The 23,633-nt window shown below is 72.7% G+C and carries 20 protein-coding genes; 14 read left to right on the top strand and 6 right to left on the bottom strand.

The features are described from left to right. The first annotated feature begins 156 nt into the window (after window positions 1-156). The 4 genes from ACFRIC_RS02655 (at window position 157) to ACFRIC_RS02640 (ending at window position 4,626) form a co-directional block, all read left to right on the top strand. On the top strand, window positions 157-1,278 hold the full coding sequence (locus ACFRIC_RS02655) for a PP2C family protein-serine/threonine phosphatase (protein WP_382778655.1): 1,122 nt from the start codon (window positions 157-159) through the stop codon (window positions 1,276-1,278). Window positions 1,279-1,393: 115 nt separating this feature from the next. Further along, window positions 1,394-2,131 carry a YoaK family protein gene (locus tag ACFRIC_RS02650; protein ID WP_382778654.1) on the top strand — a complete coding sequence of 246 codons (738 nt, stop codon included), beginning with the start codon at window positions 1,394-1,396 and terminating at the stop codon, window positions 2,129-2,131. 147 nt (window positions 2,132-2,278) lie between these two features. Then, entirely contained in the window at window positions 2,279-3,625 is a 1,347-nt protein-coding gene (locus tag ACFRIC_RS02645) for a hypothetical protein (RefSeq protein WP_382778653.1), read from the top strand. Between the two features lie 167 nt (window positions 3,626-3,792). Beyond that, window positions 3,793-4,626, top strand: a complete 834-nt coding sequence (locus ACFRIC_RS02640; protein ID WP_382778652.1) for a hypothetical protein — start codon at window positions 3,793-3,795, stop codon at window positions 4,624-4,626. A gap of 40 nt (window positions 4,627-4,666) precedes the next feature. On the opposite strand, the gene ACFRIC_RS02635 is transcribed toward ACFRIC_RS02640, so the two are convergent. Beyond that, window positions 4,667-5,524: a ribonuclease BN gene (locus ACFRIC_RS02635; RefSeq protein ID WP_382778651.1), complete on the bottom strand. Its 858-nt coding sequence runs from the start codon at window positions 5,522-5,524 to the stop codon at window positions 4,667-4,669. A 189-nt stretch (window positions 5,525-5,713) separates the two neighbouring features. Then, window positions 5,714-7,606, bottom strand: coding sequence for an arabinofuranosidase catalytic domain-containing protein (locus ACFRIC_RS02630; RefSeq protein ID WP_382778650.1), 1,893 nt, complete (start codon window positions 7,604-7,606; stop codon window positions 5,714-5,716). A 506-nt stretch (window positions 7,607-8,112) separates the two neighbouring features. Here ACFRIC_RS02630 and ACFRIC_RS02625 point away from each other — a divergent pair. The 7 genes from ACFRIC_RS02625 (at window position 8,113) to ACFRIC_RS02595 (ending at window position 17,374) form a co-directional block, all read left to right on the top strand. Further along, window positions 8,113-10,995: a phosphoenolpyruvate synthase gene (locus ACFRIC_RS02625; protein WP_382778649.1), complete on the top strand. Its 2,883-nt coding sequence runs from the start codon at window positions 8,113-8,115 to the stop codon at window positions 10,993-10,995. Continuing rightward, entirely contained in the window at window positions 10,992-12,644 is a 1,653-nt protein-coding gene (locus tag ACFRIC_RS02620) for a hypothetical protein (RefSeq protein WP_382778648.1), read from the top strand. The genes ACFRIC_RS02625 and ACFRIC_RS02620 overlap by 4 nt, the downstream gene beginning before the upstream one ends. Window positions 12,645-12,757: 113 nt before the next feature. Then, complete coding sequence (locus ACFRIC_RS02615; RefSeq protein ID WP_382778647.1) at window positions 12,758-13,846, top strand: SDR family oxidoreductase; 1,089 nt, start codon at window positions 12,758-12,760, stop codon at window positions 13,844-13,846. Next, complete coding sequence (locus ACFRIC_RS02610; RefSeq protein WP_382778646.1) at window positions 13,843-14,787, top strand: nucleoside-diphosphate kinase; 945 nt, start codon at window positions 13,843-13,845, stop codon at window positions 14,785-14,787. Before ACFRIC_RS02615 ends, ACFRIC_RS02610 begins: the two co-directional genes overlap by 4 nt. A 10-nt stretch (window positions 14,788-14,797) precedes the next feature. Then, window positions 14,798-15,778, top strand: a complete 981-nt coding sequence (locus ACFRIC_RS02605; RefSeq protein WP_382778645.1) for a ScbA/BarX family gamma-butyrolactone biosynthesis protein — start codon at window positions 14,798-14,800, stop codon at window positions 15,776-15,778. A gap of 46 nt (window positions 15,779-15,824) precedes the next feature. Next, window positions 15,825-16,724, top strand: a complete 900-nt coding sequence (locus ACFRIC_RS02600; RefSeq protein ID WP_382778644.1) for a hypothetical protein — start codon at window positions 15,825-15,827, stop codon at window positions 16,722-16,724. Then, a complete protein-coding gene (locus ACFRIC_RS02595) occupies window positions 16,721-17,374 on the top strand; it encodes a nitroreductase family protein (protein ID WP_382778643.1) in 654 nt (217 codons plus the stop codon). Before ACFRIC_RS02600 ends, ACFRIC_RS02595 begins: the two co-directional genes overlap by 4 nt. A 34-nt stretch (window positions 17,375-17,408) precedes the next feature. Here ACFRIC_RS02595 and ACFRIC_RS02590 read toward each other — a convergent pair whose 3' ends face one another. Then, window positions 17,409-18,155 carry a hypothetical protein gene (locus ACFRIC_RS02590; RefSeq protein ID WP_382778642.1) on the bottom strand — a complete coding sequence of 249 codons (747 nt, stop codon included), beginning with the start codon at window positions 18,153-18,155 and terminating at the stop codon, window positions 17,409-17,411. Window positions 18,156-18,387: 232 nt separating this feature from the next. Next, complete coding sequence (locus tag ACFRIC_RS02585; RefSeq protein ID WP_382778641.1) at window positions 18,388-19,128, bottom strand: DUF4142 domain-containing protein; 741 nt, start codon at window positions 19,126-19,128, stop codon at window positions 18,388-18,390. Between the two features lie 224 nt (window positions 19,129-19,352). Between ACFRIC_RS02585 and ACFRIC_RS02580 the strand changes: the two genes are divergently transcribed. Genes ACFRIC_RS02580 through ACFRIC_RS02570 form a run of 3 tightly spaced genes read left to right on the top strand, consistent with a single transcriptional unit; the run spans window position 19,353 to window position 22,869 of the window. Next, window positions 19,353-20,006, top strand: a complete 654-nt coding sequence (locus ACFRIC_RS02580; RefSeq protein ID WP_382778640.1) for a TetR/AcrR family transcriptional regulator — start codon at window positions 19,353-19,355, stop codon at window positions 20,004-20,006. Further along, window positions 20,003-21,370 carry an MFS transporter gene (locus ACFRIC_RS02575; protein ID WP_382778639.1) on the top strand — a complete coding sequence of 456 codons (1,368 nt, stop codon included), beginning with the start codon at window positions 20,003-20,005 and terminating at the stop codon, window positions 21,368-21,370. Before ACFRIC_RS02580 ends, ACFRIC_RS02575 begins: the two co-directional genes overlap by 4 nt. Beyond that, window positions 21,367-22,869, top strand: a complete 1,503-nt coding sequence (locus ACFRIC_RS02570) for a pyridoxal phosphate-dependent decarboxylase family protein (RefSeq protein WP_382778638.1) — start codon at window positions 21,367-21,369, stop codon at window positions 22,867-22,869. The genes ACFRIC_RS02575 and ACFRIC_RS02570 overlap by 4 nt, the downstream gene beginning before the upstream one ends. 99 nt (window positions 22,870-22,968) lie before the next feature. On the opposite strand, the gene ACFRIC_RS02565 is transcribed toward ACFRIC_RS02570, so the two are convergent. Beyond that, a complete protein-coding gene (locus tag ACFRIC_RS02565) occupies window positions 22,969-23,142 on the bottom strand; it encodes a hypothetical protein (RefSeq protein WP_382778637.1) in 174 nt (57 codons plus the stop codon). Window positions 23,143-23,171: 29 nt separating this feature from the next. Then, window positions 23,172-23,528, bottom strand: a complete 357-nt coding sequence (locus tag ACFRIC_RS02560; RefSeq protein ID WP_382778636.1) for a PRC-barrel domain-containing protein — start codon at window positions 23,526-23,528, stop codon at window positions 23,172-23,174. Between the last annotated feature and the right edge of the window lie 105 nt (window positions 23,529-23,633).

The following is a 23,633-nucleotide window of genomic DNA, read 5'->3' as shown; positions in this document are numbered from 1 at the left end:
CGGCAAGTCCTCGCCATGGCAAGGACTTGCCAGCGACAAACCGCGGGCAACCGTACGAAGGAGGTCGTCCCGGTCCTCGCGGATCGCCGGATCCGGCTCCCGGTCCCGGGAGCGGCGGACATCCCCGTCCGCGGAAGGAAGTGGAAGGCTTGCGGCATGGCTCTTCGACCATGGCTGGACTTGCGGAGTTCCTGGCGGCCGGGTCACGCGCCCGCACTGGTCGTGATCCCCCTGGCGCTGATCGTCACGGTCTGTGTCGTGGACGTGCTGGCTCCGCCGCACATCCACCTCGGTCCGCTCCTGGTGGCCGCGCCCGCGATCACGGTGGCGTTCGCCGGGGCCCGCGTCACGGCGCTGATGGGCGTTCTGGCGGTGGCGGCCCAAGTACTGATCGGCGCGATCCGAGGCGTCCTGGCCACCGCCAACATCCAGGCCCAGATCGCGGCCCTGATCATCGTCTCCGTCGTCTGCGTCACCGTCTGCGTGGTGCGGGACCGTAACGAGAGGCAGTTGCACCGGGTGCGTTCGGTGGCCGTGGCGGCACAGAGCGTGCTGCTGCGGCCGCTGCCGACGCAGGCCGGTCCGCTGCGGATCGCCGGCCTGTACATCCCCGCCGAGGAGGAGGCCGATCTGGGCGGAGACCTGTACGCGGCCGCGCGCACCGTCCACCACAGCACCCGGCTCCTCATCGGCGACGTACGCGGCAGCGGTCTGGCCGCGATCAACAACGCCGCCCTGCTCCTCGGGGCCTTCCGCGCGGCCGCCCACCGGCAGGCCACCCTTCCTCGCCTCGCCGTCCACCTGGACGCCGCGTTCCGCTGGGACACCAGTCAGTGGCGGGCACCGGCGGAGCAGGACACCAACGAGGACTTCGCGACCGTGACGCTGCTCGACATCCCCGACCACGATCCGGTCGTCCACCTCATCACCTGCGGCCACCCGCCGCCGCTCCTCCTGCGCGGGAACGACCTCACCCCTCTCACGGCCGACGCGAGCCACCTGCCGATCGGATTCGGCGGGGCCTTCGGCATCGCCACGTACGACGTCCAGACGTTCCCCTTCGAGGTCGGCGACCTCCTGCTGCTCTACACGGACGGCGTCATCGAGGCCCGCGACACCGACGGAGCCTTCTACCCGTTCTCCGAACGGGCGCCACAGTGGACGAAGGACGACCCCGACGAACTCCTGCGCCGCCTCCAGACCGACCTGCTGCTCCACGTCCACGGCCATCTCGGCGACGACGCGGCCGTCGTCGCCATCCGTCGCCTGGCGGTCTGATCCCCGGCTGTCCGGGGCGGCCGCGGGCCCCGGCGCGGCGTCCATTGGCGGCACGGCCGGCGCGTGTCGGCCCGGACACCGCGGCTGCGGGGCCGCCGTTGCCGAGACTGACCGGATGAGTGAAGAATCCGCACCGCGCCCGGACGCCGAACGACGCGAACGCCAACGGACGGTCGTCATGGCGACCCTCACCGTCCTGGCGGGCGCCGCGGACGCGGTCAGCTTCCTGACCATGGGGCACGTCTTCACCGCGCTGGCCACGGGCAACGTGCTCTTCCTGTCCTTCGCCGTCGCCGGTGAGGGACAGGTGCCGGTGGCCCGCCCCGCGATCGCCCTGATGGCCTTCGTCCTCGGTGCCCTGGCCGGTGCCCTGACCACCAAGGGTCTCGTCGCACACCACCGGCACTGGTTCGCGGCCGCGCTGGCGGTGGAGGGCGTCCTGCTGGCGCTCGCGGGCGCGACCGCGCTGTGGCGGCACGGTTCCGGCTCGCTCACCGAGCACCCGGACAGCCTGGTCATCGCCATCGTCGGCTTCGCCATGGGACTGCGTGCCGACACCGCACTGCGCGCGGCCGTTCCCGGTATGCCCACCCTGCTCGTCCAGGTGTCGCTGGTCCGTCTCATCCACGGTCTCACCGGGGCCGTCCCCGCGACCCCCGAGCGGCACACGATCCGTCCCCGGCTCGTCGCCACCGTCCTCGGCATCTTCGTGGGCGGCGCCCTCGGCACGCTCATCACCCCCTGGGGCACGGGCCGCGCGTTGCTCGCCATCGCCGCCGCGGTCCTGGTCATCGCGGCGCTCAACGTGCTCCTGGCGCGGTATCACCGGCTCGCGCCGGAACTGATCGGCTGACCTCACCGTCGCGGGGCGGGACGGAGCCGTTCGGCCGGGGACTGTCGCGGGACGCGATGCCGGTGGCATCATTTGCGCAGGTCACAGCCGTGCATCGGTTCGGGGGCAGGGTTTCTGCCGAAGATCGACAGCGGCTAATCTCCGCGTATGTCCCCAACCGCTGCGCAGCGTCTGCTGCGTGACGACCCGCGCACCGCCGAAGTGGGCGCCCGCGAGGTCGCCCTTCCGCTCCCCAAGGCCAAGGCGCTGCTCCGTACCCTCCGGTCCGGAGAACACGTGCTGGCCCTCTACCACCAGGGGCTGGGGTACGCCGCTCTCACCGATGGCGCGCTCATCCTGCTGAGCGGTGAGGAGCCTTCGCGGATCGCGCGGCCCCCGGTGGTCCTGCGCCCCGCCTACGGGGCCGCGTCACGCGTGGACCTGGCCGTGGACGGACGACGGATCACCGTCTGGGGATCGCGGATCGATCCCGGGGGAGAACTCCTCGCGGCGCGCGGTGAACCCGTGCCCGCCGGCTCCTCGGCCGATCCGCGCGGCGGAGCACGCGTGTTGGAGTGGGCCCACCGGCGCCCCGTCCTCGCCTGCATGCTCGCGGCCACCGTGCTCGCCACCGCCTGGGGCGTGGGACACGACGCGTCGGCCCGCGCCGGCGCCGACCGCTCCGTGGCGGTGCGGGACTTCAAGGGAACCGCCCTCACCACGGCCGTCGCGGACGCACGACGCCAGTCCTGGATGTCGGTCACGACGGCCGACGCCACCTCGTCCTTCCGGCCCGTGACGGACACGCGGCCCGGCTGGAAGGTCTGCTTCCAGACACCCTCCGCGCAGGAGAAGGTCCGCCCGGCCGTCCGCGCGCTGACGCTCTACGCCGTCCCCGAGAAGGAGGCGTGCCCCACGAGCCTCCTCGCCCCCCGACGGGTGGTCATGCCGGACCTCCGGGGCGAGAGCTACCGCGCGGCCTCGGGCACCCTCGACGACCTGGGGTTCACGTACACCGCCGCCTGGCACGCGCACACCGGCGAGCGCCTCGGCGGCGGGACCGGGGACCTGGAGGACTGGCGGGTGTGCCGGCAGCGGCCGGAACCCGACCGTGAGGTCACGCCGTCGACGCGGGCGGACCTGTGGCTGATCGGTCCGGACGACTCGTGCGCCAAGCCCAGCCCGAAGCCCAGTCCGAAGCCGAAGCCGAAGCCCAAGCCCAAGCCCGAGCCGAAGCCCAAGCCACGCGCCGGCGGCACGAGTGGCTCCACCACGACGGGCGGCACGTCAGGAGGCAGTGGCGGCGGTGGTTCCACGGGCGGTTCCTCCGGTGGCTCCTCCGGCACCTCGGGCGGAAGCACGGGAAGCACGGGAAGCACGGGCGGCGGGTCCGGCATCGGGTTCGGGCAGTACTGCTCGCCCGTCGGTGCCACCGCGACGACGGCCGACGGACGCCCGGCGAAGTGCTTCATGGGCCGGGACGGCCGCGCCCGCTGGGGCTACAACTCCGGCTGACCGGGACGCCGCTCGGGCCATGGCCACCGCCGCTCGGGTCCGGCCCCGAGTTTCTCCGATCTTGCCGGAATCCGGCAGCTCCGCCCGGGGCCGACGCTTCCGGAACCTGCCGTGTCGGCAGGCCGGACACGTATGACCTAATGCTCGGGAACGAAGGAGGCACAGCGGTGGCTGCGCAGACGACGGACCGGGGGCTCTCGGCGGACCGGTGGCTCTCGGCACGGATCCGGCAGGAGTGGTGGCGCGCGGTGGCGTGGACGCTGCTCGGGCTGGCCCTGTCGACGGTGGCGGTGGGACCGAGTCTCTACGTCCCCGGAAAGGTCGCCACGGAGGCGGCCTTCCACGACGCCCGGCCGTGCACCGGGGGAGCCGGGGCCGGCGATCAGGGCATGAGCTGCCTGCGCACGATCACAGGTACGGTCCTCTCCGCCCAGACCGTCAAGAGCGGCAGGACCAAGGTCTTCCGCATACGGCTGCGGCCGCCCGTTCCCGCCCCCGCCGATCAGTTCATCGACCTCGACAGGAACGGCGACCTCTCCGAACTCGTCCGGCCGGGCGGGCGGGTGGACGTCACCACCTGGCGGAACGACGTGGTCTCCGTCAGCCGGGGCGGGGTGCGCGAGCGGCTCGCGGGACTGCCGGACGATGGCCCCATCACCTTCGTCGGGGCCGCCCTGGTCGTCGTCGGGTCGGCGGCCCTGGCCTTCGTCGCCGCGTTCGGCAGCGCCCGCCGGGCCCGCCGCCTCGCCACCGGCCGGCCCGTCGTACCCCGGGTCCCGTTCGCCAAGGCGACGCCTGTGGGGGTGGTGGGCTTGCCCTTCGTCGCGGCCATCTGCGCCGGGCATTTCTGGGACACCTGGACGGCCGTGGTCATGACCGTGGTCATCTGGGCCCTCATCGCGGTCCCGGCCACGATCCTCGTCCTGCGCTGGGACCGGGAGCCGTCCGCCGCACCGACGCCGGGCAAGGAGGTCACCGCTCCGCTCGACGCGCCCAACTGACCTGGCGAGAGGCGGAGTTCGAGGGGGAGTCCGCCCGGACTCACCGCCCGCGCTGCCGGGCCCGCCGCAGCATGGTCTCCGTCGCGGTGTTGATCTCCTCGTGCGCCAGCCGCCCCAGCAGCGCGCCGCCGAAGACGACGACGCCGACACCGACCAGCCAGGACTGGACGACGAGGACGGTGCCGAAAGGGCCGTAGTTGACGGTGCTGGAGGCGATCAGGGGAGAGAAGACCAGACGCGAGAAGAACCGCAGGCCGAGCAGGCCGAGAGCGGTGAACACGGCGCCGGGCAGCAGGGACCAGGCGGCGATCCTGCCGCCGAGCAGCATCCACTGCGACCACCAGAAGAACAGGATGGCGCTCAGCGTCGCGGTCACCGTTCCGGCGACCGAGTGGCGCCACAGCGTGGTCGTCGCCGTCACGTAGATGGTGCCGATGAGCACGGCGAGCCAGAGGACGTGGCGCCATCGCGCGTGCCAGCGGGCCGCGGGCAGCTCCCACACCTTCTCGTAACCGGTCTGCACCGCCGCGCCGAAGCTCAGACCGAAGACGGCGAGCGCGGCGAGACCGAAGGCCGTCGTCGTCTGCCGCACCTGCGCGGGCCCGGCGAACAGCCGCGCGACCTCGTCCCTGGCGGCTCGGGACACCCCGAGGCCGTCCCCCAGCCACTGCGCGAAGCCACGCCCGTGGGCCGGATCGGCCGCGGAGACGACGATCAGGAGGGGCACCAGCGTGAGGAAACCGAGGGCCGCGAAGCCCAGCGACCTCTGGCCCAGTTCGATGTCCTTGCTGTGCCGCCATCCCCGGCCGACCGAGGAGTCGCGCAGCGCCGCGGACAGCCGTACCCGCGCGGAGGTCCGGTCGTGGTCGTCCGCGTCCGGCGGGGTATTTTTCGGCATACAGATCGATTACCACAGACGGTCGCGGAGCAGACAGCGTCCGGGGCGGCCGACACACCGTCCGCCTCGGCAGACGCGACGCGACGCGCACGGTCACGGTCACGGGCCGGGCCCGAGACGCGCGAGCCCGGGACACGCGGACCCGGCCGGACTCGACGTCCGGCCGGGCCGACGGGCGGAGCGGCGGGGTCAGCCCAGTGCGAACTTCTGGGCGGCGGCCCCGTTGCAGTCCCAGATCTGCAGCCGGGTGCCGTTGGCCGTGGCGCCGTTGGGGGAGTCGAGGCAGCGGCCGGACTGCGGGTTGAGCAGCGAGCCGTCGGCCTGTTGCTGCCAGACCTGGCCCCCCGCCCCGTTGCAGTCCCACAGTTCGACCTGGGTGCCGTTGGCGGTGCCGTTGCCGACGATGTCGAGGCAGCGGCCCAGCGTGTGCAGCCGGCCGTCCGAGCTGTGGAACCAGTGCTGGTCGACCGCGTACGACTGGCAGCTCCAGAGCTGTACGGCGGTCGCGTTGGAGCCGTTGTCGTCACCGGCCACGTCGGCGCAGGTGGTGCCGGGCCCGATGACGGGCGCGCCCGCGTTGACCGCGAACCTCTGGGCCGCGGAGCCGTTGCAGTCCCAGATCCGCAGGCGGGTGCCGTTGGCCGTGGCGCCGTTGGGGGAGTCGAGGCAGCGGCCGGACTGGGGGTTGAACAGCGAACCGTCGGCGCGCTGCACCCACTTCTGGCCACCGACCCCGTTGCAGTCCCACAGCTCGACCTGGGCGCCGTTGGCGGTGCCGTTGCCGACGATGTCCAGGCAGCGCCCGATGGTGCCGAGCGATCCGTTGGCGTTGTGGGTCCAGAACTGGTCCTCGGCGTACGACTGGCAGTTCCAGAGCTGTACGGCGGCGCCGTTCACCCCGGTGTCGTCCGCGGCGACGTCGACGCACTGGTTGCCGGGGCCGCCGATGGTGCCCTGCGGACCGTTGGGGACGTTGGTCTGGCCCGAGTAGCCCACGGAGACGATGTTCGCCTGGACGGCGTTCTCGGCCGCGTCGGTCGGATAGCCGGACACCATGACACCCTCGAAGAACGTGCCCATGTTCCAGTTGCTGTTGTCGCCGCCCGTGCCCAGGATGATGCCGCCCTCCTGCTGCATGGGCCGGTAGCCGCCCCGTGAGGGCAGTGCTCCGTCCCACCAGGTGGTCAGGCCCCCTGACTGAGAGTTGCCTCCCTTCAGCGCGTAGGTGGTCTGCCCGTTGTTCTTGAGGACGGCGGTCACGTACGTGCTGCTGTTGCCCTTGTTCGCGGTGTTGGAGCCGTTGTCGCCCTGGAACATGCCGTTCTCCAGGTCGGCCTCGATCCAGGGCCCGGATCCGCTGCACGGCGCGAAGTAGCAGGTGGTGGCGATGGAGACGGCGTCCATGTGACCGTTGCCGGTGTCGGCCGGGGTGGCCTCGGCGTTGCCGTAGTCGAAGCAGCAGGCGGAGCCGACGTGGGTGCCGCTGGCGACCATGTAGGCGCCTTCCGCCTGGCCGTTGACCGCGGTTCCGGACGCGGCGCCGTGCGAGCGGTAGCCGACGCCGGGGGAGATCCAGATGCCGTACACCTTGTGGCCGCCCGCCGTGACGGACAGCTCACCGGCGTCCGCGCCCCGGTCGGCACCCATGCCGGCCGTGCCCGCGGGACCGGGGAACAGATCGTTGTGGCGGGACGTCTGGTCGTACACCTTCGAGATGCTGCACGTCGTGTTCGCGCAGAAGCTGTCCTGCTGGGCGGCGTTCGCGTAGCCGCCGGCCGCCAGCAGCCCGATGTCGGCGGTCGCGCCGTCGGAGACGCGGGTGACCTGGTACAGCGGGCCGTTGTACGCCGAGAACAGCGCACGGGTCGAACTGTGGGCGGCCACGCACGGGGTGCCGGCCGCGGCGTAGATGTCGCAGGGCTGGGCACCGGCGGCCTGGGCGATGCCGGGCATGCCGACGAGGACGGTCACCAGCAGGCCGAGGACGGCCCCGACGGACAGCAGGGCGCGGCGCAGCCGGGGTAACGCCCCGGCCGTGGGGGAGGGGAAGAGACGCGAGGAGGCAGATCTTCTTCTGCGCATGTGTGCTCCCGGAGTGGAGGGTGGAGCTACAACTCGCCCTCGGGACAGCCGAGATCAGGGCTGCCTGGCGACTGAGACGGAAGTTACAAGCGCTGGTTGATTGCGTCAATATTTGTTGCTTTCCTTTCTGCTCGACCCTCGTCCGGTGTCCGAACGTGTGGCTTTGCGGCCCCTGTTGGTCCATGAAGGCCCCCCGCTCAGGTCCGCGCCGGCCCGGCCTCCTCCCGCCGTCGGCGTGGGGGGCGAGGAGGACGTACGCGGTGCTACTGGCGCGTATCGCCGCCGTGGGGCGGCCCGTCGCGGGGGCCGGGCGGACCTACTTCGGCTGGATCATCCCGTTTCCGTCCCGGCCGCCGGTGTTCCTCCTGAACAGCGGAGGGCGATCGGAATTTGAAAGGGATACAACGACCGAAAAACGCCGGTGACGGGCCGCCGGAGTTTTTTCGACCGGCCCTGCTGTGCAACATTCGAGCGAGGTCGAGCACCACCCTCGGAGGGGAAACGCATTGTCGCCCACCACGGGATCCGAACGCCGGTCCCCGCACGTCCTCACACCGTCCAGCGACGCATCCCTTATCACCGAATGGGCCGGCGGAAAAGGGAAGAACCTCTACACGCTGACCGCGTCCGGATTTCAGGTACCGCGCTGGTCGATCATCGGCCTGGACGTATTCGCCGAATTCAGCCGCGGCAGCGGCCTCGACGGGCACCTGAAGCGGCTGCTCGCCGACGGCTGGGAGCCGAAGGCGGGCCGGATCGCCGCCGAGATCGCCGGCCTCGTCGAGGCCGCGCCGCTCGCCGACCACCTCATGGACGCCATCGGACTGGCCTACGGTCTGGCCGGTGGCGGCGCGGTGGCCGTGCGGTCGTCCGGCGTGCAGGAGGACGGCGCGCGCCACTCGTTCGCCGGCCAGTTCGACAGCTTCCTCAACGTCCGGGGCCTCGACGAGGTCGTCGCCCACGTCCGCCGCTGCTGGGCCTCCGCCTTCTGCGAGCGCTCCCTGCGCTACCGAGCGCGGCACGGGCTGGCGATCGACACGAGCGGCGTCGCCGTCATCGTGCAGCGCATGGTGGCCGCCGAGCTCAGCGGTGTCCTGTTCACCGCCGACCCGGCGAGCGGACGCACCGACCGGCATGTGGTCAGCGCCGTCCGCGGACTGGGGGAGGGGCTGGTCTCGGGCGCCGTCGACGCCGACACCGTCGTCCTGGACGCCGCCACCGGCGAGCCGCTGACCACGGTCGTCGGTGACAAGCGGGAGCGCTACGACGCCGGATCGGGCCCCGGCTGCCAGGTGTCACCCGTCGCCGACGAGGACCGCGGCCGACCCGCGCTGACGGCCGCCCATCTGGCCCGGCTGCACGCGGCCGGGGCGCGCGTCACCGCCGTGTACGGCGCCCCTCAGGACATCGAGTGGGCCATCGACGACGACGCCCTGTGGATCCTCCAGAGCCGGCCCGTCACCACCCTCGGCCCGGCCGCGGGCTCCACTGCGGAGCCCGAACGGAACCTGCGGCTCTGGGACAACTCCAACATCATCGAGAGCTTCAGCGGTGTCGTCTCCCCGCTCACCTTCAGCTTCGCCGCCGACACCTACGCGAAGGTATACGACAGCTACGCCCGCGCCCTGGGCGTCCGCGGGGAGCGGCTGCGCGAGGTGCGGGAGTGGACCCCGTACCTCCTCGGTCATGTCCACGGACGCGTCTACTACAACCTCTTCCACTGGTACCGCATGGTGCGTCTCGCGCCGCTGTACCCGCTGAACCGGCGCGTCCTGGAGAAATCCCTGGGGGTCGCCGAGAGTATTTCCGACGAACTCGCCGACACGCTCCATCCGTTCACACCCCGGTCCGGACTGCGCGACCAAGCCGCACGGCTGACACGTACGGTCATCTTTGCCGGAAGATTTCTCACCATCCGAAAATCCGTGGACAGGTTTCATCGAGATTTCTATCGCGCGTACACGGTATTCAACAACGTCGACTACGACGCATTGCCGGGGGACGAGACCTACCGCCGATTCCGGCGGCTCCAGCGGGAACTCATCGAGAAATGGGGCCCGATGCAGACCCTCGACGCGACGATCCTGCTCTCCGTGGGACTCCTCGCCCTGCTCACCCGCAGATGGCTGCCCGAGGCGCCGGAGTGGTTCACCTGGGCCGCGGCGGCCCCGGGCGGCGCGATCGAGTCCGCCGAACCGGTATGGGCCCTGCGCGAGCTGGCGGTCCAGGCGCGCGCCGACGCCGGGATCCTGGCACTGCTGGAACGCACCCCCGACCCCGAGGCCCGCCAGGCCCTGCTCGACGCCGGGTACACCGGATTCCTGCGGTCCGTCGACGCGTACATCGCCGACTACGGCTACCGCAGCCCCGACGAACTCAAGCTGGAGGTCCCCGACCTGCGCGAGAACCCGGCGGGCGTCTTCACGCTGCTGCGCGAGGTCCTGCCGGACACCGGCGACGGCGGGGGCCCGGGCGCGTCCGATCGCGGCGGCGAGGCCGACGCCTACCTCGACGAGCACCTCAGCCGGCCGCGGCGCCTGGTGTACGAACGGGTGCGGAGCAAGGCCCGCACCGCGCTCACCGACCGGGAACGGCTCAGGTTCTGCCGCACCCGCGCCTTCGGAGCGGCCAAGCGCATGCTGCGCGCCCTCGGCCGCGATCTCGCACGGGCCGGCGCCGTCGACACCTGGGACGACGTCTTCTACCTGCGCCTCGAAGAGATCCAGGGCGCCTACGAAGGCACGATCGTCCACACCGAACTGCGGGACCTCGTCGGGCTGCGCCGCCGGCGACAGGCCGCCGACGCCGAACTGCACGCCCCCTCCCGCTTCACCACCCGCGGCGCGCCCTACTGGTGGGGGAACCTCGAAAGGGCCGGCTGGAGCGGTGGTCCGGCCGCCCCCAGCGGAGCCCGCGAACTGAGCGGAGTCCCCTGCTGCCCCGGTGTCGCCGAAGGACCCGCCGTCGTCACCGACACCCCGCGTGACGTCGGCGGCGGCGTCCTGCTCACCTACCGCACCGACCCGGGATGGGTGACCGCGCTGTCCTCGGCCGCCGCCCTCGTCATCGAACGGGGCAGTCCCCTTACCCATGTAGCCGTCGTGGCACGGGAGTTGGGCATCCCGACCGTGGTCCAGGTCAAGGGCGCCACCACCGAGATCCGCACCGGCGCCCGGCTGCGCGTCGACGGGGCCGCCGGGACGGTCACGGTCCTCGCCGACCCGCCCTCCGACGGCACGGTCACCCCTCTCGCCGACCCGGCCCGCGGCGACTCGGCCGCCGTCCTCGCCGACCCGGCCCCCGAAGGATCGGCCGTCGTCCTGGCCGACCCGGCCCCCGACGGCAGGGTCACCGCCCCGGACGGCCCGCGAACGGAGAGGCACCCGTGATTCTCCCCGAGGAACGGCTGCAGGACCTGCTCGACAAGTCCCTCGCCGAACTCCCCCCGGACACCGAATGGGCCGTGACCCTGGAAGGCTCCATAGCCGAGGGGTTCGGCAACCCCTCCTCCGACATCGACTTCCTGCTCGTGAGCCGCTCCGACGACGAGCCGCCGACCATGCCGTCCCTGCTGTTCGTGGACGGCAGGCGGGTGGAGATCCGCACCCGCTCGGTTCGCCAACTCGCCGACCAGTTCACGGCGGTGGAGCAGGGAGCCGGACGGCCGGGCCGGCTCTCCGAGGACCTCCTCAACCGCTGCCAGCGGATCCTGCACAGCCACCCGCTGCGCGGCCACGCCCTCATCGAGGAGGTGAAGGCGCTGCTGCCGGTCGAGCGGTTCCGCCGGATCGCCGCCGACTGGTGGGCCCACCGGGCCCGGCAGTCCCTCCGGCACGCGACGGCCCTCCAGTGCCTCGGCGAGAGCGACGAGGCGGTCGACTGGACCCGCGCCGCCCTCGTGCAGAGCGTCAAGTCCTGGGCGGCCGGCCGGGGCGAGACCTATCTGGAACCCAAGTGGCTGTCCCTGCAGCTCGACCGGGCGGGACGGGCGGACGTGCGCGACCGCTACTGGGAGCTGGAATCCGCCGTCGTCCGGCCCGGCGACGCCGAGGCGGCACAGGCCCACCTGACCGCCTGCCTCGACTTCGCCGAGGACCTCGGACTCGCGAAGGTCCCCCGGCGGCCCGAGCGGCTCACCGTCGAACGCGTCGCCCAGGTGACCACTTGGCAGACCGGCGAACGGATCCACGTCGTACGCGGCCGACGCGACGTCTTCGCTCTCGGCGCCGACGCCGGAGCCGTCTGGCGCTCCCTCGTCCTGGGCAAGCCGCTGCCCCGCGTACTGGCCGACGGCGCCGCCACCGGCGTGAACGAACCCGGCCCGCTGCTCGCCGCGTTCCTGCGCTACGGGCTGGTGCGCCTCGCCTGGAAGGGCGGCGGAGCCGTCACCCCCGCACTTCCGCTCGCCGCCCCGCCCGGCCCCCTGACCCCGCCCACCTCCACCGCCCAGCCGCTGCTGTCGGTGCGCGGCGCCGCCGTCGGCGGACCCCGCTCGGTCGACCTGATGCCCCTGCCCGCCGACCGGTTCGCCGCCGCGGCCATGGCCCTGGTGTGGTCCAACGTCGTGGTCGAGAACGCCGTCGAGGACCTGACCGGAGCACTGCGGCGCGGCCAGCACAGGGTGGCCGAAATCACCGCGCGCCGCGCCGTGCACGCGGCGCTGCGCGGACTGTTCAGCGCCCACGGGGTCAACCCGCTGCCCGCGGACGCCGACCTCGTACGCCGTATGGACCTGCTGCCCGCCGCCACCCTGCCGATCGGCGCGCACGCCGTGGAGCTGCTGGGGCACGGCGTGGACTCGGCGGAGGACGGCGACGCGCTGCGCGCGGAACTGCGCCGCTTCATCGCCCGGGTACGCGCTGCCGTGGGCGCCGACTCCTTCCCGCTGTCGTTCGACTCCGCGTACACCTGGCGGGCCACCCTTCAGCTCGGCCACGACTGGCTGCGCATGGGCGCCCACCTCGGCGCGGAGCTGCCCATCGAGGAGGCCCGCGACCTGCTGGCCGGCAACGGGGCCCAGCCCCACCAGGCCCGGTGACGGCGCCGAGCGCCCGAGCATCCCACCCGACGTCCCGTGCGGAGGATCCACCGATGTCCGAACCGAAGAACCCAGGTCCCGAGGCGTCTCGTGCCAGGTCGGCAGGTGCTCCGGTGTCCGATCCGACGACCGTGCTGGTGACCGGCGCCAGCGGGTTCGTGGGTGCCGAGGTGACCGCCCGGCTCACCGCCGCAGGCCACACCGTGCTGGCCGTCCTGCACCGCAACGGCGACCTCGTCCGCAACAACGGCAGAAAGCTCGACCCGGGGCCGGGCGCCGTGACCCGGATGACCGGCGACATCACCCGCCCCGGCCTCGGGCTGAGCGGTGCCGACCTGCGGCTCGCCGCCACCGCCGACCGGATCGTCCACTGCGCCGCCGTCACCGACTTCGGACTGGCACCGGGCCGGTACGAGCGCGTCAACGTCGAAGGCACCCGGCACGTCCTGGGCCAGGCCCTGGCAACCCGCACCCCCCTGGTCCACGTCGGCACCGCCTACGTGTGCGGCGAACGCGACGGCACCGCGTACGAGGACGAACTCGACCTCGGCCAACGCCCCGGCAACGACTACGAGAAGAGCAAGCTGGCCGCCGAGACCCTGGTCCGCAAGGCCGCGGCGGACGGTCTGCCCGTCACCGTGGTCCGGCCGAGCATCGTCACCGGCGCCGACCGCACCGGCCGGGTCCGCGACCTCAAGACCATCTACCCCGTGCTCCGGGTACTGACCAGGGGACTGGTGCGTACGGTGCCCGGCCACCTGGACGCCGTCCTCGACCTGGTCCCGGTCGACCGGGTCGCCGACCTGGTGACCGAGGCCGCCACCCGCTTCCCGGACGCTGAAGGGCGCACCCTGCACGCCGTCGGCCACGAGCTGACCCTGCGGGACATGTCCGACGTCCTCGCGGAGTACCCGTCCCTCCACGTGCCGCGGTTCGTCCCCCCGTCCGCGTTCTCGGCCACGGCCCTGCCCGGCCGCGAACGCCCGTACTACGACCGCGTCGTCTCCCTGTACGCCCCCTACTTCCGGCGCCGCGTCCGCTTCGACACCACCCACGCCGAGGCCTTCGGCCACCGCCCGCCCGCGACGGGCGCGCGCGCCTATCTGCGCCGCCTCCTCGACCACTGCCTCGCCACCGGCTATCTCGGCCCGCCCCCGCCCAGGGAGCCGGCCGCCCGACCCGACGGGAGCGCGAACCGATGACCACCGCCCACCTGGCCCAACCCTCGTACGGCATACCCGTCCCACCCTTGCTGACGTGTCACCCCGACAAACAGCGGCTGTACGGCGCCGACACCTACTACCAGGAGAGCCACGGCCAACTCGCCCAGCTCACCGGCGACATCACCGGCTTCGCCCACCGGCACGCGCTGCTGCTGCTCAAGCCCGACGCCGTCGTGGCACGCCGGCTGGAGGCGGCCGCGGACTGGCTGGCCGGGCAGGGCTTCAGGATCGTCGGCGCGGCCGTCACCCGCCTGACCCGCACCATGATCCGCTCCCTCTGGTACTTCCAGTGGAACCTCGCCACCCCCTACCGCAGGCGGCTGGCCGCGCTCTTCCTGGAGGACGCCGACGCCCTCGTGCTCCTGGTGCGGCCTCTCCACGACCTGGACGTACCCGCCTCGGTCGAACTCACCCGGCTCAAGGGCCCCACGGACCCGGACGCCCGCAGGCCCGGCCAGCTCCGCCATCTCCTGGGCCGCTACAGCTACTTGCTGAACCTCGTGCACACCCCCGACGAACCCGCCGACGTCCTGCGCGAGTTGGGCGTCCACTTCGACGAGACCGAGCGCGACCGGCTGTTCCGCTCGGCCCTCGCCGACGAGGACCGGGCCGCGCACGCAAGCGAGTTGACCGGTCTGCTGTACGCCGCCACCGAACCCCGGGACCTCGCCTTCGATCCCGCCGTCGCGCGCCTGCGCGACACCGTGGCCCGGCACGGGGGCGCCGACCCCTGCGCCGGCCCGCGCACCCTGCTGGAGACCGCCTGGCGCCTGGGCGTCGACCTCGACCCGTGGGACGCCGTCATCGTCGGCTCGAAGGTGCTCCCCATGCGCCAGCCGGGCCGAGCGCCCGTGCTGGACGGAGCCGACGCCGACACCTGGCGCCGCCACCTGGACACCGTCCGCGCCACCGCGAAGTGAGGAGCGGCCCATGCAGTTCACCCGGACACTCCCCAAGGAACTCGTGCACCGCTCCGCCGTCGCGGAGGTCTTCCTGACCGACACCGAGCGCCGCGGCGAGGACGAGATGCTGCTGGCGGCCCGCTTCCCGCGCCGGCACGCCTTCTACGACGACACGCTCGGCCCCGGCGACCGGCTCGACCCCTTCCTCCTCCTGGAGGCGTGCCGGCAGGGCATCTTCGTGGTGGCCCACCGGCACCTCGGCGTCCGGCCGGGCCACAAATTCCTGCTCCGGGAGGTCGGGTTCGAGGTGCCGGATCCGGCCGCCCTCACCCGGGGCGAGAGGCACACCGAGGCGGTCGTCGCCACCCGGATCGAGCGGCGGTTCCGGACCCCGGCCGGTGTGCGGGGTCTGCGGCTCCGCTTCGCCCTCGCCATCGGCGGCCGCCAGGCCCTGCTGGCCCGTATCGACTATTCCTGGATGCCTCCCGAGGAGTGGACGAGGCTGCGGGCCGGACAGCGCGGCGCGCTCGGTCTGCCCGCCGTGCCCGTCGCACTGCGCGGACCCCACGCCGAGCCCGCGCTCGTCGGCCGGCGCGCCCGGGCCAACACGGTGATCTCCCCGCCGCGCGCCGAGGAGGACGGCACCCACACGGCACGTCTGCTCGCCGAGACCGACCACCCCACCCTCTACGACCACTGGGTCGACCACGTTCCGGGCATGCTGGAGCTGGAGGCCTTCCGCCAACTCGCCGTGCGCGCCTGCGTGTCCGCCGGGACCGTCCGCACGCCCAGTCCGCTGCCGGTCGCCCTGGCCGCGCGGTTCCGCCGCTTCGCCGAGATGGACCTGCCGCTGGAGTGCCGCACCGCTCCGGCCCGGCCTGGCGCCGACATCGAGTGCACCCTGCGCCAGCCCGGCACCCTGGCCGCGGAGGCCCGTATCCGGCTCGCCGACGCGGACGCCGGACCCGCGCGCGGCCTCGCGGCGCGAACCACCCACAGGGCCGCATGAGTTCCCTCCACCGAACCGATCCGCACCCGACCGGAAGGTCTCCGGAGTGACCACCGTCGCCGCGCCCCACGTCCCCGCCCGGCTGGGCCGGTTCGTGCTGCGCATGTTCCGGCCGCAGATCTACGTCACGTACGGACTCCTGTGGGTCCTCGCCCTGGAGGGTGTGGCGGTGACCGCGACCGGTACGGCCTGGCGTCCCTCCGGCGCCACCGCGATCCGGGTCGTCAGCGTCGTCCTGGCCCTGCTGTTCCTGCGGATGCTGGACGAACAGAAGGACCTCGACCACGACCGTGTCCACCACCCGGACCGGCCGCTCGTCACCGGCGCGATCACCGCGGGCGAACTGCGCGGTGCGATGGCGGTGATCACCGTGGGGGTGACCGGTCTGAACGCGGTCCGCTCGGTGACCGACGTCCTGCTGATCCTCGCCGCCCTCGGATACGGACTGCTCCTCGCCCCGCTGGAGCGGCGGTTCCCCGCGGTGGGCGACCGGCCGCTGCTCGGCCTGGCGGTCGCCTACCCGGTCCAACTCCTGCTCGGCGTCTACGTCTACGGGTCGCTCGTCGCCGCCGGGACCGTCACCGCCGACTGGCGCGGCGCCGCGCTGCTCGCCCTGTGCGCCTGTGTCGTCCTGCACTTCGAGTTCGCCCGCAAGACCGCCTGGGAGGCACCCCCCGGCGCCCGGCTGTACTCGGCCGGGCTCGGTCCGGGACGCGCCGCGGCGGTGACGGCCGGCTTCGCGGCCGGTGCCGTCGTCTGCGAGGTCCTGCTGTTCGCCCCGCGCGGTCCGCTCGCGCTGCTGCCCTGCCTGGCGGCCCTCCTTCCCGCCCACGGCACCCGGAGGTTCCTGGCCGCCGGGCGCGGCGCGTGGCCGCTGCCCACCGCGATCGCCTTCGTCGTGGCCACCTACCTCGCGTCGGCCGTCCTGGCGGTGCTGCTGCCGTGACCGGCCGACTCTCCCTCACCTGCGAGGAGTTGCTGACCACCACACGGTCCGTCCGGTACGGCCTCGACCTGGACCGGGCGGTGGAGCCCGCTCTGGTCGAGGACTGTCTGCGCATCGCCCTGCAGGCGCCGAACGGCAACAACCGGCAGAACTGGCGCTGGATCCTGCTCACCGACCCGCGCGTCCGGGCCGACGTCGCCGAGGTGTACCGGACCGCGTTCTACGAACGCAACGCGGCCGGGCTCGACCGGCTGAGGGAGCTGCCCGAGGGCTCGCGCTCGGTCCTCATCGGCGCGCGGGTGCTGGCCGATCGGATGCACCGGGTACCGGCCCTGGTCATCCCGTGTCTCGAACTGCCCGGCGGACGACTTCCCCCGGGCAACCAGGCCGGGGTGTGGGGTTCGCTGCTGCCGGCGGCCTGGAGCTACGCGCTGGCCGCCCGCAGCCGCGGCCTGGTCACCGCCTGGACGACCGTGCACCTGGACCGGGAACGGGAGGTCGCCGACCTGCTGGGCCTGCCGCCGACGGTCCGCCAGGGCGCCCTGCTGCCGACGGCCCACCCCCTGCGCACCACGTTCCACCCGGGCCCGAGACAACCCCTGGAGCAGGTCCTGCACCACAACCACTGGCGCCCCACCCACCCGCACTGACCCGAGAAGCCGAACAGCGCCGCTGGGTCGTGGGTCAGCGAGGACGGCGGCCCGTGAGCCCGTGCCAGGTGCTCCGGGCGTCGTCCAGCGCCATGCGTGCCTTCGGGAGCCTGACGTCCGCGTCATGGCGGGCCCGGGTCTCCTCCAGCCGCTCCTTCGCCGCCTCCACCTGATCCGTCGCCGACCGTGCCTCCCGCAGTTCGGCCTTGACTGCACGGATGCTGCCGACCCGCTCCTCCTCCAGCCGGTCCGCCGCCGCGACGGCGTTCTGGATCCGGACGGCGAAGCGGCGCACCGCGTCCTCGGCGTAGTCCGCACCGGCGTAACGCTCCATACGCTCACGTCCGTCGGGCTGCGTGAGATACACGTACGACGTGGCCTTCAAGCGACCCGGTTCGAGCCGGACCTTCAGGCCGGCCAGCGCGACCTCGTCGTTGCCGACGACCACCGCATGCTCGTGCAAGGTGATCTCGCCCAACTGCTCGACGCGTGCCCCGCGGCGCGTCGTGCCGAGCCGCTCCAGCTCGGACTCCGCCCGGCGAACCCGGCGCCGGTACGCCCACTCTGCCCGCTTCACCGCACCATGGGCCCGCCACTTCTCCCGCCGAGCCGCTCTGCGCAGCGCGCGTACGGCACCCCGGGCACCCTCCAGAGCACGCCGCGCCTCCCGGTGCTCCTCGTGGAACGCGTACGTCCAACCCCCCGGGTACCGGACGAGCCGCCAGAGCACCCACCACACGCCCAGGGCCGTCACGGCGACGACCCACCCCAGCAGGATCATGTGCCTCCCTTCCGCGACCGCGCATCCGCGACTGTCGTCAGAGGTAGCGCGCACCGGGGAACCGGTCAACTAACCGGGCCCGGACCACCCCGTAGAACGTGCGAGCGTCAACGGGTGACTCACGAAAGGGAACTTCGCGCCGCCGAGGGCGTGACCATCGCGGCGTTCCTCGTCGCCCGGCGCGGAGAGGCGGCCGAAGGCCCTTGCTCCGCACCGGGGTTCGGTGCGTGGTTCAGCCGACCGTCGGGCTGGGGCTCGGGGTGTCCGTGTGCACGTTCAGGTCCGGGCGCGCTGTCAGGACGACGATCGGGGCACCGGGCTGCGGAGCGGGCGGCGTGAGCTGGTCCTTGGGGAGCGTCGGCGGGGCGCTCTGCTGGGCGAGGACCTGGTCGAAGTCGATGGTGCCGGTCTTCTCCATCATCGTGATGTGGTCGAGCACCGTGTCGTTCGCGAGGTTCGCGAGCTCCCGTACGAGGGAGTTGTTGGTCGTCGCGCGCACCTTGGCGATCACCGAGAAGATCGAACCGTGCGTGACGCGCAGGATGTTGGCGGCGGTCTTGTCGAAGTCCTTGCCGCTCAGGGCGGCGGAGGTCGCCACGAACTGCTGCTGCTGCGGAGACGCCTGGTTGGGCAGGGTGATGTTGAGCTGGATGGCGACCTTGCGGTCCAGTTCGTCGAGGCGGGCGTGCCCCACGATCAGGTGCTTGCCGGCCTCCCGCATCGCCGGAGTCGACCCCTTCTTCAGCGCGATCTCGCCCAGCGGGTACTCCCACAGTCCGGCGGCGCGCACCTTCACGACGAAGTCGCGGTCCCCTTCGGTGAGCGGACCCCACTGGGTGTCCGCGATGACGCGGGTCTGGGCGCTGGACGTGGTCTGGTAGCCGAGCATGGTCGGGTATGCCAGAGCGGCGAGAGTCAGGGTCACCGCGCCGCCCACGAAGACCGTTCCTGCCAAGTTGCGTGAGACGGGCATGATGCCTCCTGCCGTATCGATCAGATGTCACCAGGGGTACGGACGCCACGGCCCCATTGATCATTCCGCAGGGTAAAAACTGACCGTTTTCGTGTGTCGTGCATCACAGTCGACGCACAGGGCGAAGGCCCGGCGCAGCCGGAGAACACGCTCCCCCCGACACGCGGGAAATCGTCTCCATCAATCGATTGATAGACGCGGCCCGGCGGCATAGTCTCCCCGCCATGCCCGACTCTCCGCCCGACCCACCGGCCCCGGCCCCACCGCCCGCCGACGCCAGCCGCGAACGCATCATCGCCGCCGCCACCACCCTCTTCGCCGACCACGGCTACGACGGCACGAGCACCCGGCGGATCGCCGCCGAGGCCGGGCTGAACATGGCCACCGTCGCCTACCACGTGGGCGGGAAGCCGGACCTCTACCGGGAGGTCATGCTCCGCGCCCACCTCGCCGAACAGCGGGTGCTGACGGACGCGCTGGCCGCCTTCCGGGAACTCGCGCCCACCGATCCGGTCGCGGCCGTCACCGGCCTGGTCGACCGGTACCTCGACTTCTGTCTCGACCAGCCGCACATCCCGGCCCTGTGGATGCGCCGCTGGCTCTCGGACGCCGCCGAGTTCGCCGACCTGGAGGCCGCCTACGCACGGCCGCTCATCGAGTCGGTCCGCGACACCGTCCGCGAGGTCGTCCCCGCCGGACGGTCCACCGAATCCGCGGACGTCGAGATGACCGTCCACACGGTCCTGTGGAACACCCACGGCTTCTGCCGCTCCGGCATCCGTGCCCAGGTCCCGCGCTTCCGCGCCCATCTGCGCGCCCTGGTCCTGCGTGACCTCGGGCTCGGGGTCCCCGCATCGCGCGACCAGGAGCGCCGATGACGACCGCCCTCGTCCCCCCGGCCGCCGTCGGCGGACTCACCCGGCGCCGCCTGTTCGTCTACGGACTCGGCTCGGTCGGCACCGGTCTCTTCTCGACCGTCCCCGGCCTGCTCCTCCTCTACTTCATGACCGACGCGCTCGGCGTCCCCGCCGGCATCGCCGGACTCGTCGTCGCCCTGCCCAAGGCCTGGGACGCCGTGTTCAACCCGGTGGTCGGGGCCGCGAGCGACCGCGAGGCCGTCCGCACCGGCCGGCGGACCCGGCTGCTCGTCGCCGGCGGCCTCGCCCTGCCCGCCGCGTTCGCCGCGATGTTCCTGTCCCCGATGACCGGCACGGGCGCCGCGGTGTGGGTGACGGTCACCTTCGTCCTGGCCGCCAGCGCCTTCTCGCTGTTCCAGGTGCCGTACGTCGCCCTGCCCGCCGAGATGTCCTCCGTGCCGTCCGTCCGCACCCGGATCATGGTCTGGCGGATCGTCTTCCTGACCCTGGGCATCCTCGTCGCCGGCGGCGCGGCACCCCTCGTCGTCGACGCCGCGGGCGGGGGCCGCAAGGGGTACGCGACGATGGGCCTGACCGTCGGCCTCGTCATCGCGGTGGTCCTGCTCGTGCCCGCGCTCGGTACCCGCTGGGTGCGTTCACGGCCCGGACCCGAACCCCTCGGACTCGTCGCCGCCTTCCGCACCGCACGCGGCAACCGCTCCTTCTTCGCGCTGCTCCTCGCCTTCGTGCTCCAGGCCGCCGCCGTCGCGATCATGCTCGCCGCCGCGCCGTACGTCGCCACCTACCGCCTCGGCGGCTACGGACTGACCTCGATGCTCTTCGTCTGCCTGGTCGCACCGAGCGCCGTCGCCGTCCCGCTGTGGGCCAAGGCCGCCGGACGGTGGGGACGACTGCGCTGCCTCACCGTGGCCACCTGCGGCTACGCCCTCGGCGCCGCCGCCCTGCTCCCGGCCGCCGGAAGCGGCAGCCGAACCGCGGCGGTCGCCGCGACCCTCGCGCTCTGCGGGCTGCTCGGCGTCTGTTACGCGGCCCTGCAGGTCCTGCCGCTCGCCCTGCTGCCCGACACGGTGCACGCCGACACGGCACGGACCGGACAGGTCCAGTCGGGCGCGTTCACCGGACTGTGGACGGCAGGGGAGACCGTCGGCCTCGCGGCCGGACCCGGCGCCTACTCGATCGCGCTGGCCGCCACCGGCTTCGTCTCCTCGACCCTGGACCACCCGGTCGCCCAGACCGCCACCGCGCGCACCGGCATCCTCCTCGGCTTCAGCCTCGTGCCCGCCCTGCTCATGCTGCTCTCCCTGCCGGCCCTGCGCGCCTACGGCCGCCGCCGCGCCGTACGAGAAACGGAAACTCCTCGATGACGACTCCTCAGCAGACCACCACAGGTGCTCCGGCCGCCCACCCGGGCCTGCCCGAGACCGGCCGTTCCGGCGCCGACCTCCTCGCCGAACTCGCCGTCCTCACCGCCGCTGACCTGCCCACGCGGGGCGGCAACACCACCGCCTACGTCTACGACAGCGGGCGCCCCGAGGTACGCGAGGCCGCCGAACAGGCGTACCTGACGATGATGGAGGTCAACGGTCTGGACCCGACCGCGTTCCCCAGCATCGTCACCCTCGAACGCCAGGTCGTCGGCGCGACCGCCACCCGTCTCGGCGGAGACGACGCCACGCCCGGCATCTTCACCAGCGGCGGCACCGAGTCGATCATCCTCGCGGTGAAGGCCGCCCGGGACGCCCGCCCGGACGTCCTCGCCCCGGAGATCGTCGTCCCCGTCACCGCCCACGCCGCCTTCCACAAGGCCGGCAGCTATCTGCGGGTCACCGTGCGCAGCGCGCCCGTCGACCCCGTCACCTACCGCGCCGACCCTGCCGCGATGGCCGAACTCTGCAACGAGAACACGGTCCTCGTCGTCGCCTCCGCGCCGTCCTACGCCCACGGTGTCATCGACCCCGTCGCCGAGATAGCCGCCGACGCCGCCGCCCGCGGCATCCCCTGCCATGTCGACGCGTGCGTCGGGGGCTGGCTGCTGCCCTGGCTCGCCGAGGCGGGCGCGCCCGTCCCGCCCTTCGACCTCTCCGTCCCCGGCGTCACCTCCCTCTCCTGCGACCTGCACAAGTTCGGCTACGCCCCCAAGGGCGCCTCCGTCCTGCTGTTCCGTGACGAGGCCCTGCGCCTCGACGCCTACTACGCCTGCGCCACCTGGCCCGGCTACAGCGTCGTCAACTCCACGATCCAGAGCAGCAAGGGGGCCGGGCCGCTCGCCGGGGCCTGGGCCACCCTGCAGGCACTCGGCGCCGACGGCTACCGCGAACTGGGCCGCGCCGCCCTGTCCGCGACCCGCAGACTGATCGCCGGAGTCAAGGAGATCGACGGCCTCACCGTCCTCGGTACGCCCGAGGCCACCCTCGTCGCGATCGGCACCGACCCGGCGGCCGGGACCCCGCTCGACCTCTTCGCCCTCGCCGACGAGACCCGCGCTCGGGGCTTCTTCCTCCAGCCGCAGCTCAGCCTCGACGGCCTGCCGGCCAATCTGCATCTGACGCTCACCGGGGTCAGTGAACGAGGGGTCGAGGAACTGCTGACCGTGCTGCGCGAGTGCGTCGACGTCGTCCGGCCGCTCGGACCCCCGACACCGCCCGCGGACATCGTCGACCTGCTCGGGCAGGTGGACCTGACCGAACTCGACAACGCCTCCTTCGCGGCACTGCTCCCTGCCGCGGGCGTCGACCTGAGCGGCGACGACGCGGCCCGGATGGCCCCGGTCAACCGTCTTCTGGACGCCCTCCCGGCGACGACCCGCGAGGTCATCGTCACCCGCTTCCTGTCCGCGCTCTACAGCCCGTACCTGGGCGGGTGACCGTCGCGCCGCGGCGACGCCGGTGACACCGCTCCGGGGCGACGCGGGGACCGTCTCACCGCGGCGAACGGTCCTCGCCGGCCGGGGCGGGTGCCGCGCTCAGCGCGCGACGCGCTGCTTCCGGCCGCCGCGGCGCAGCCGCAGGATGCCGTAGGCGAGAGCGGCGAGAAGGACGACGACGCCGATGACCAGCAGGTAGAACAGGCCGTGGGCGGCGACTCCGATGATGCCCAGCACGACGGCCACGAGGATCAGGAACAGGAACAGGCTCATCGGTTCTCCCGGGGCTTCGGCGGCGCGGATCAGCGACGGGCGAGACGGCGCTCGCCCTGGAGCCCCGGCGTGTACTTGAGCTCGTAGTGCGCGAAGACGTCCGGCTCGTCCGTGGCGGGCAGGACGCCGTCCGTGTCGATGGAGGGGGCGCTCTTCACGAGGTTCCGGTCATGGGCCACGCGCAGGTAACCGGGACCGACGGTCGCGTGGTCCAGGGGTACGAACACCAGGCGACGGCGCGTGGGCAGGCCCACGGTCACGGTGGCGAACGATGGGGCGTCGGTGGCGGTGTCGACGTAGACGGACTCCAGGGTGCCGATCTTGTGACCATCGGGGTCCACCACGTCGTGACCACGCCATTCTCGGATGTCGCCTGCCTCGAACATCTTGCTCCTCCGATACGGGGCTTCTCTGCCGGGGTACCCCCGATCGCGGGTCTGATGCCCGGGGCCCCGATGCCCGGCGGCGCGGCGGCCCAGGTGTTCGCCCGT

The sequence above is a fragment of the Streptomyces sp. NPDC056738 genome, assembly GCF_042790435.1.
Taxonomy (GTDB): domain Bacteria; phylum Actinomycetota; class Actinomycetes; order Streptomycetales; family Streptomycetaceae; genus Streptomyces.
Note: the sequence above shows the minus strand (reverse complement) of the source record. Positions and strands in the feature narration are given on the sequence as shown.

Coding starts and splice junctions, on each gene's coding strand:
- ACFRIC_RS02565 (WP_382778637.1), bottom strand. CDS start 23,142: ATGAGCCTGTTCCTGTTCCTGATCCTCGTGGCCGTCGTGCTGGGCATC.
- ACFRIC_RS02580 (WP_382778640.1), top strand. CDS start 19,353: ATGCCCGACTCTCCGCCCGACCCACCGGCCCCGGCCCCACCGCCCGCC.
- ACFRIC_RS02645 (WP_382778653.1), top strand. CDS start 2,279: ATGTCCCCAACCGCTGCGCAGCGTCTGCTGCGTGACGACCCGCGCACC.
- ACFRIC_RS02585 (WP_382778641.1), bottom strand. CDS start 19,128: ATGCCCGTCTCACGCAACTTGGCAGGAACGGTCTTCGTGGGCGGCGCG.
- ACFRIC_RS02575 (WP_382778639.1), top strand. CDS start 20,003: ATGACGACCGCCCTCGTCCCCCCGGCCGCCGTCGGCGGACTCACCCGG.
- ACFRIC_RS02560 (WP_382778636.1), bottom strand. CDS start 23,528: ATGTTCGAGGCAGGCGACATCCGAGAATGGCGTGGTCACGACGTGGTG.
- ACFRIC_RS02635 (WP_382778651.1), bottom strand. CDS start 5,524: ATGCCGAAAAATACCCCGCCGGACGCGGACGACCACGACCGGACCTCC.
- ACFRIC_RS02655 (WP_382778655.1), top strand. CDS start 157: ATGGCTCTTCGACCATGGCTGGACTTGCGGAGTTCCTGGCGGCCGGGT.
- ACFRIC_RS02650 (WP_382778654.1), top strand. CDS start 1,394: ATGAGTGAAGAATCCGCACCGCGCCCGGACGCCGAACGACGCGAACGC.
- ACFRIC_RS02590 (WP_382778642.1), bottom strand. CDS start 18,155: ATGATCCTGCTGGGGTGGGTCGTCGCCGTGACGGCCCTGGGCGTGTGG.
- ACFRIC_RS02630 (WP_382778650.1), bottom strand. CDS start 7,606: ATGCGCAGAAGAAGATCTGCCTCCTCGCGTCTCTTCCCCTCCCCCACG.
- ACFRIC_RS02570 (WP_382778638.1), top strand. CDS start 21,367: ATGACGACTCCTCAGCAGACCACCACAGGTGCTCCGGCCGCCCACCCG.
- ACFRIC_RS02610 (WP_382778646.1), top strand. CDS start 13,843: ATGACCACCGCCCACCTGGCCCAACCCTCGTACGGCATACCCGTCCCA.
- ACFRIC_RS02605 (WP_382778645.1), top strand. CDS start 14,798: ATGCAGTTCACCCGGACACTCCCCAAGGAACTCGTGCACCGCTCCGCC.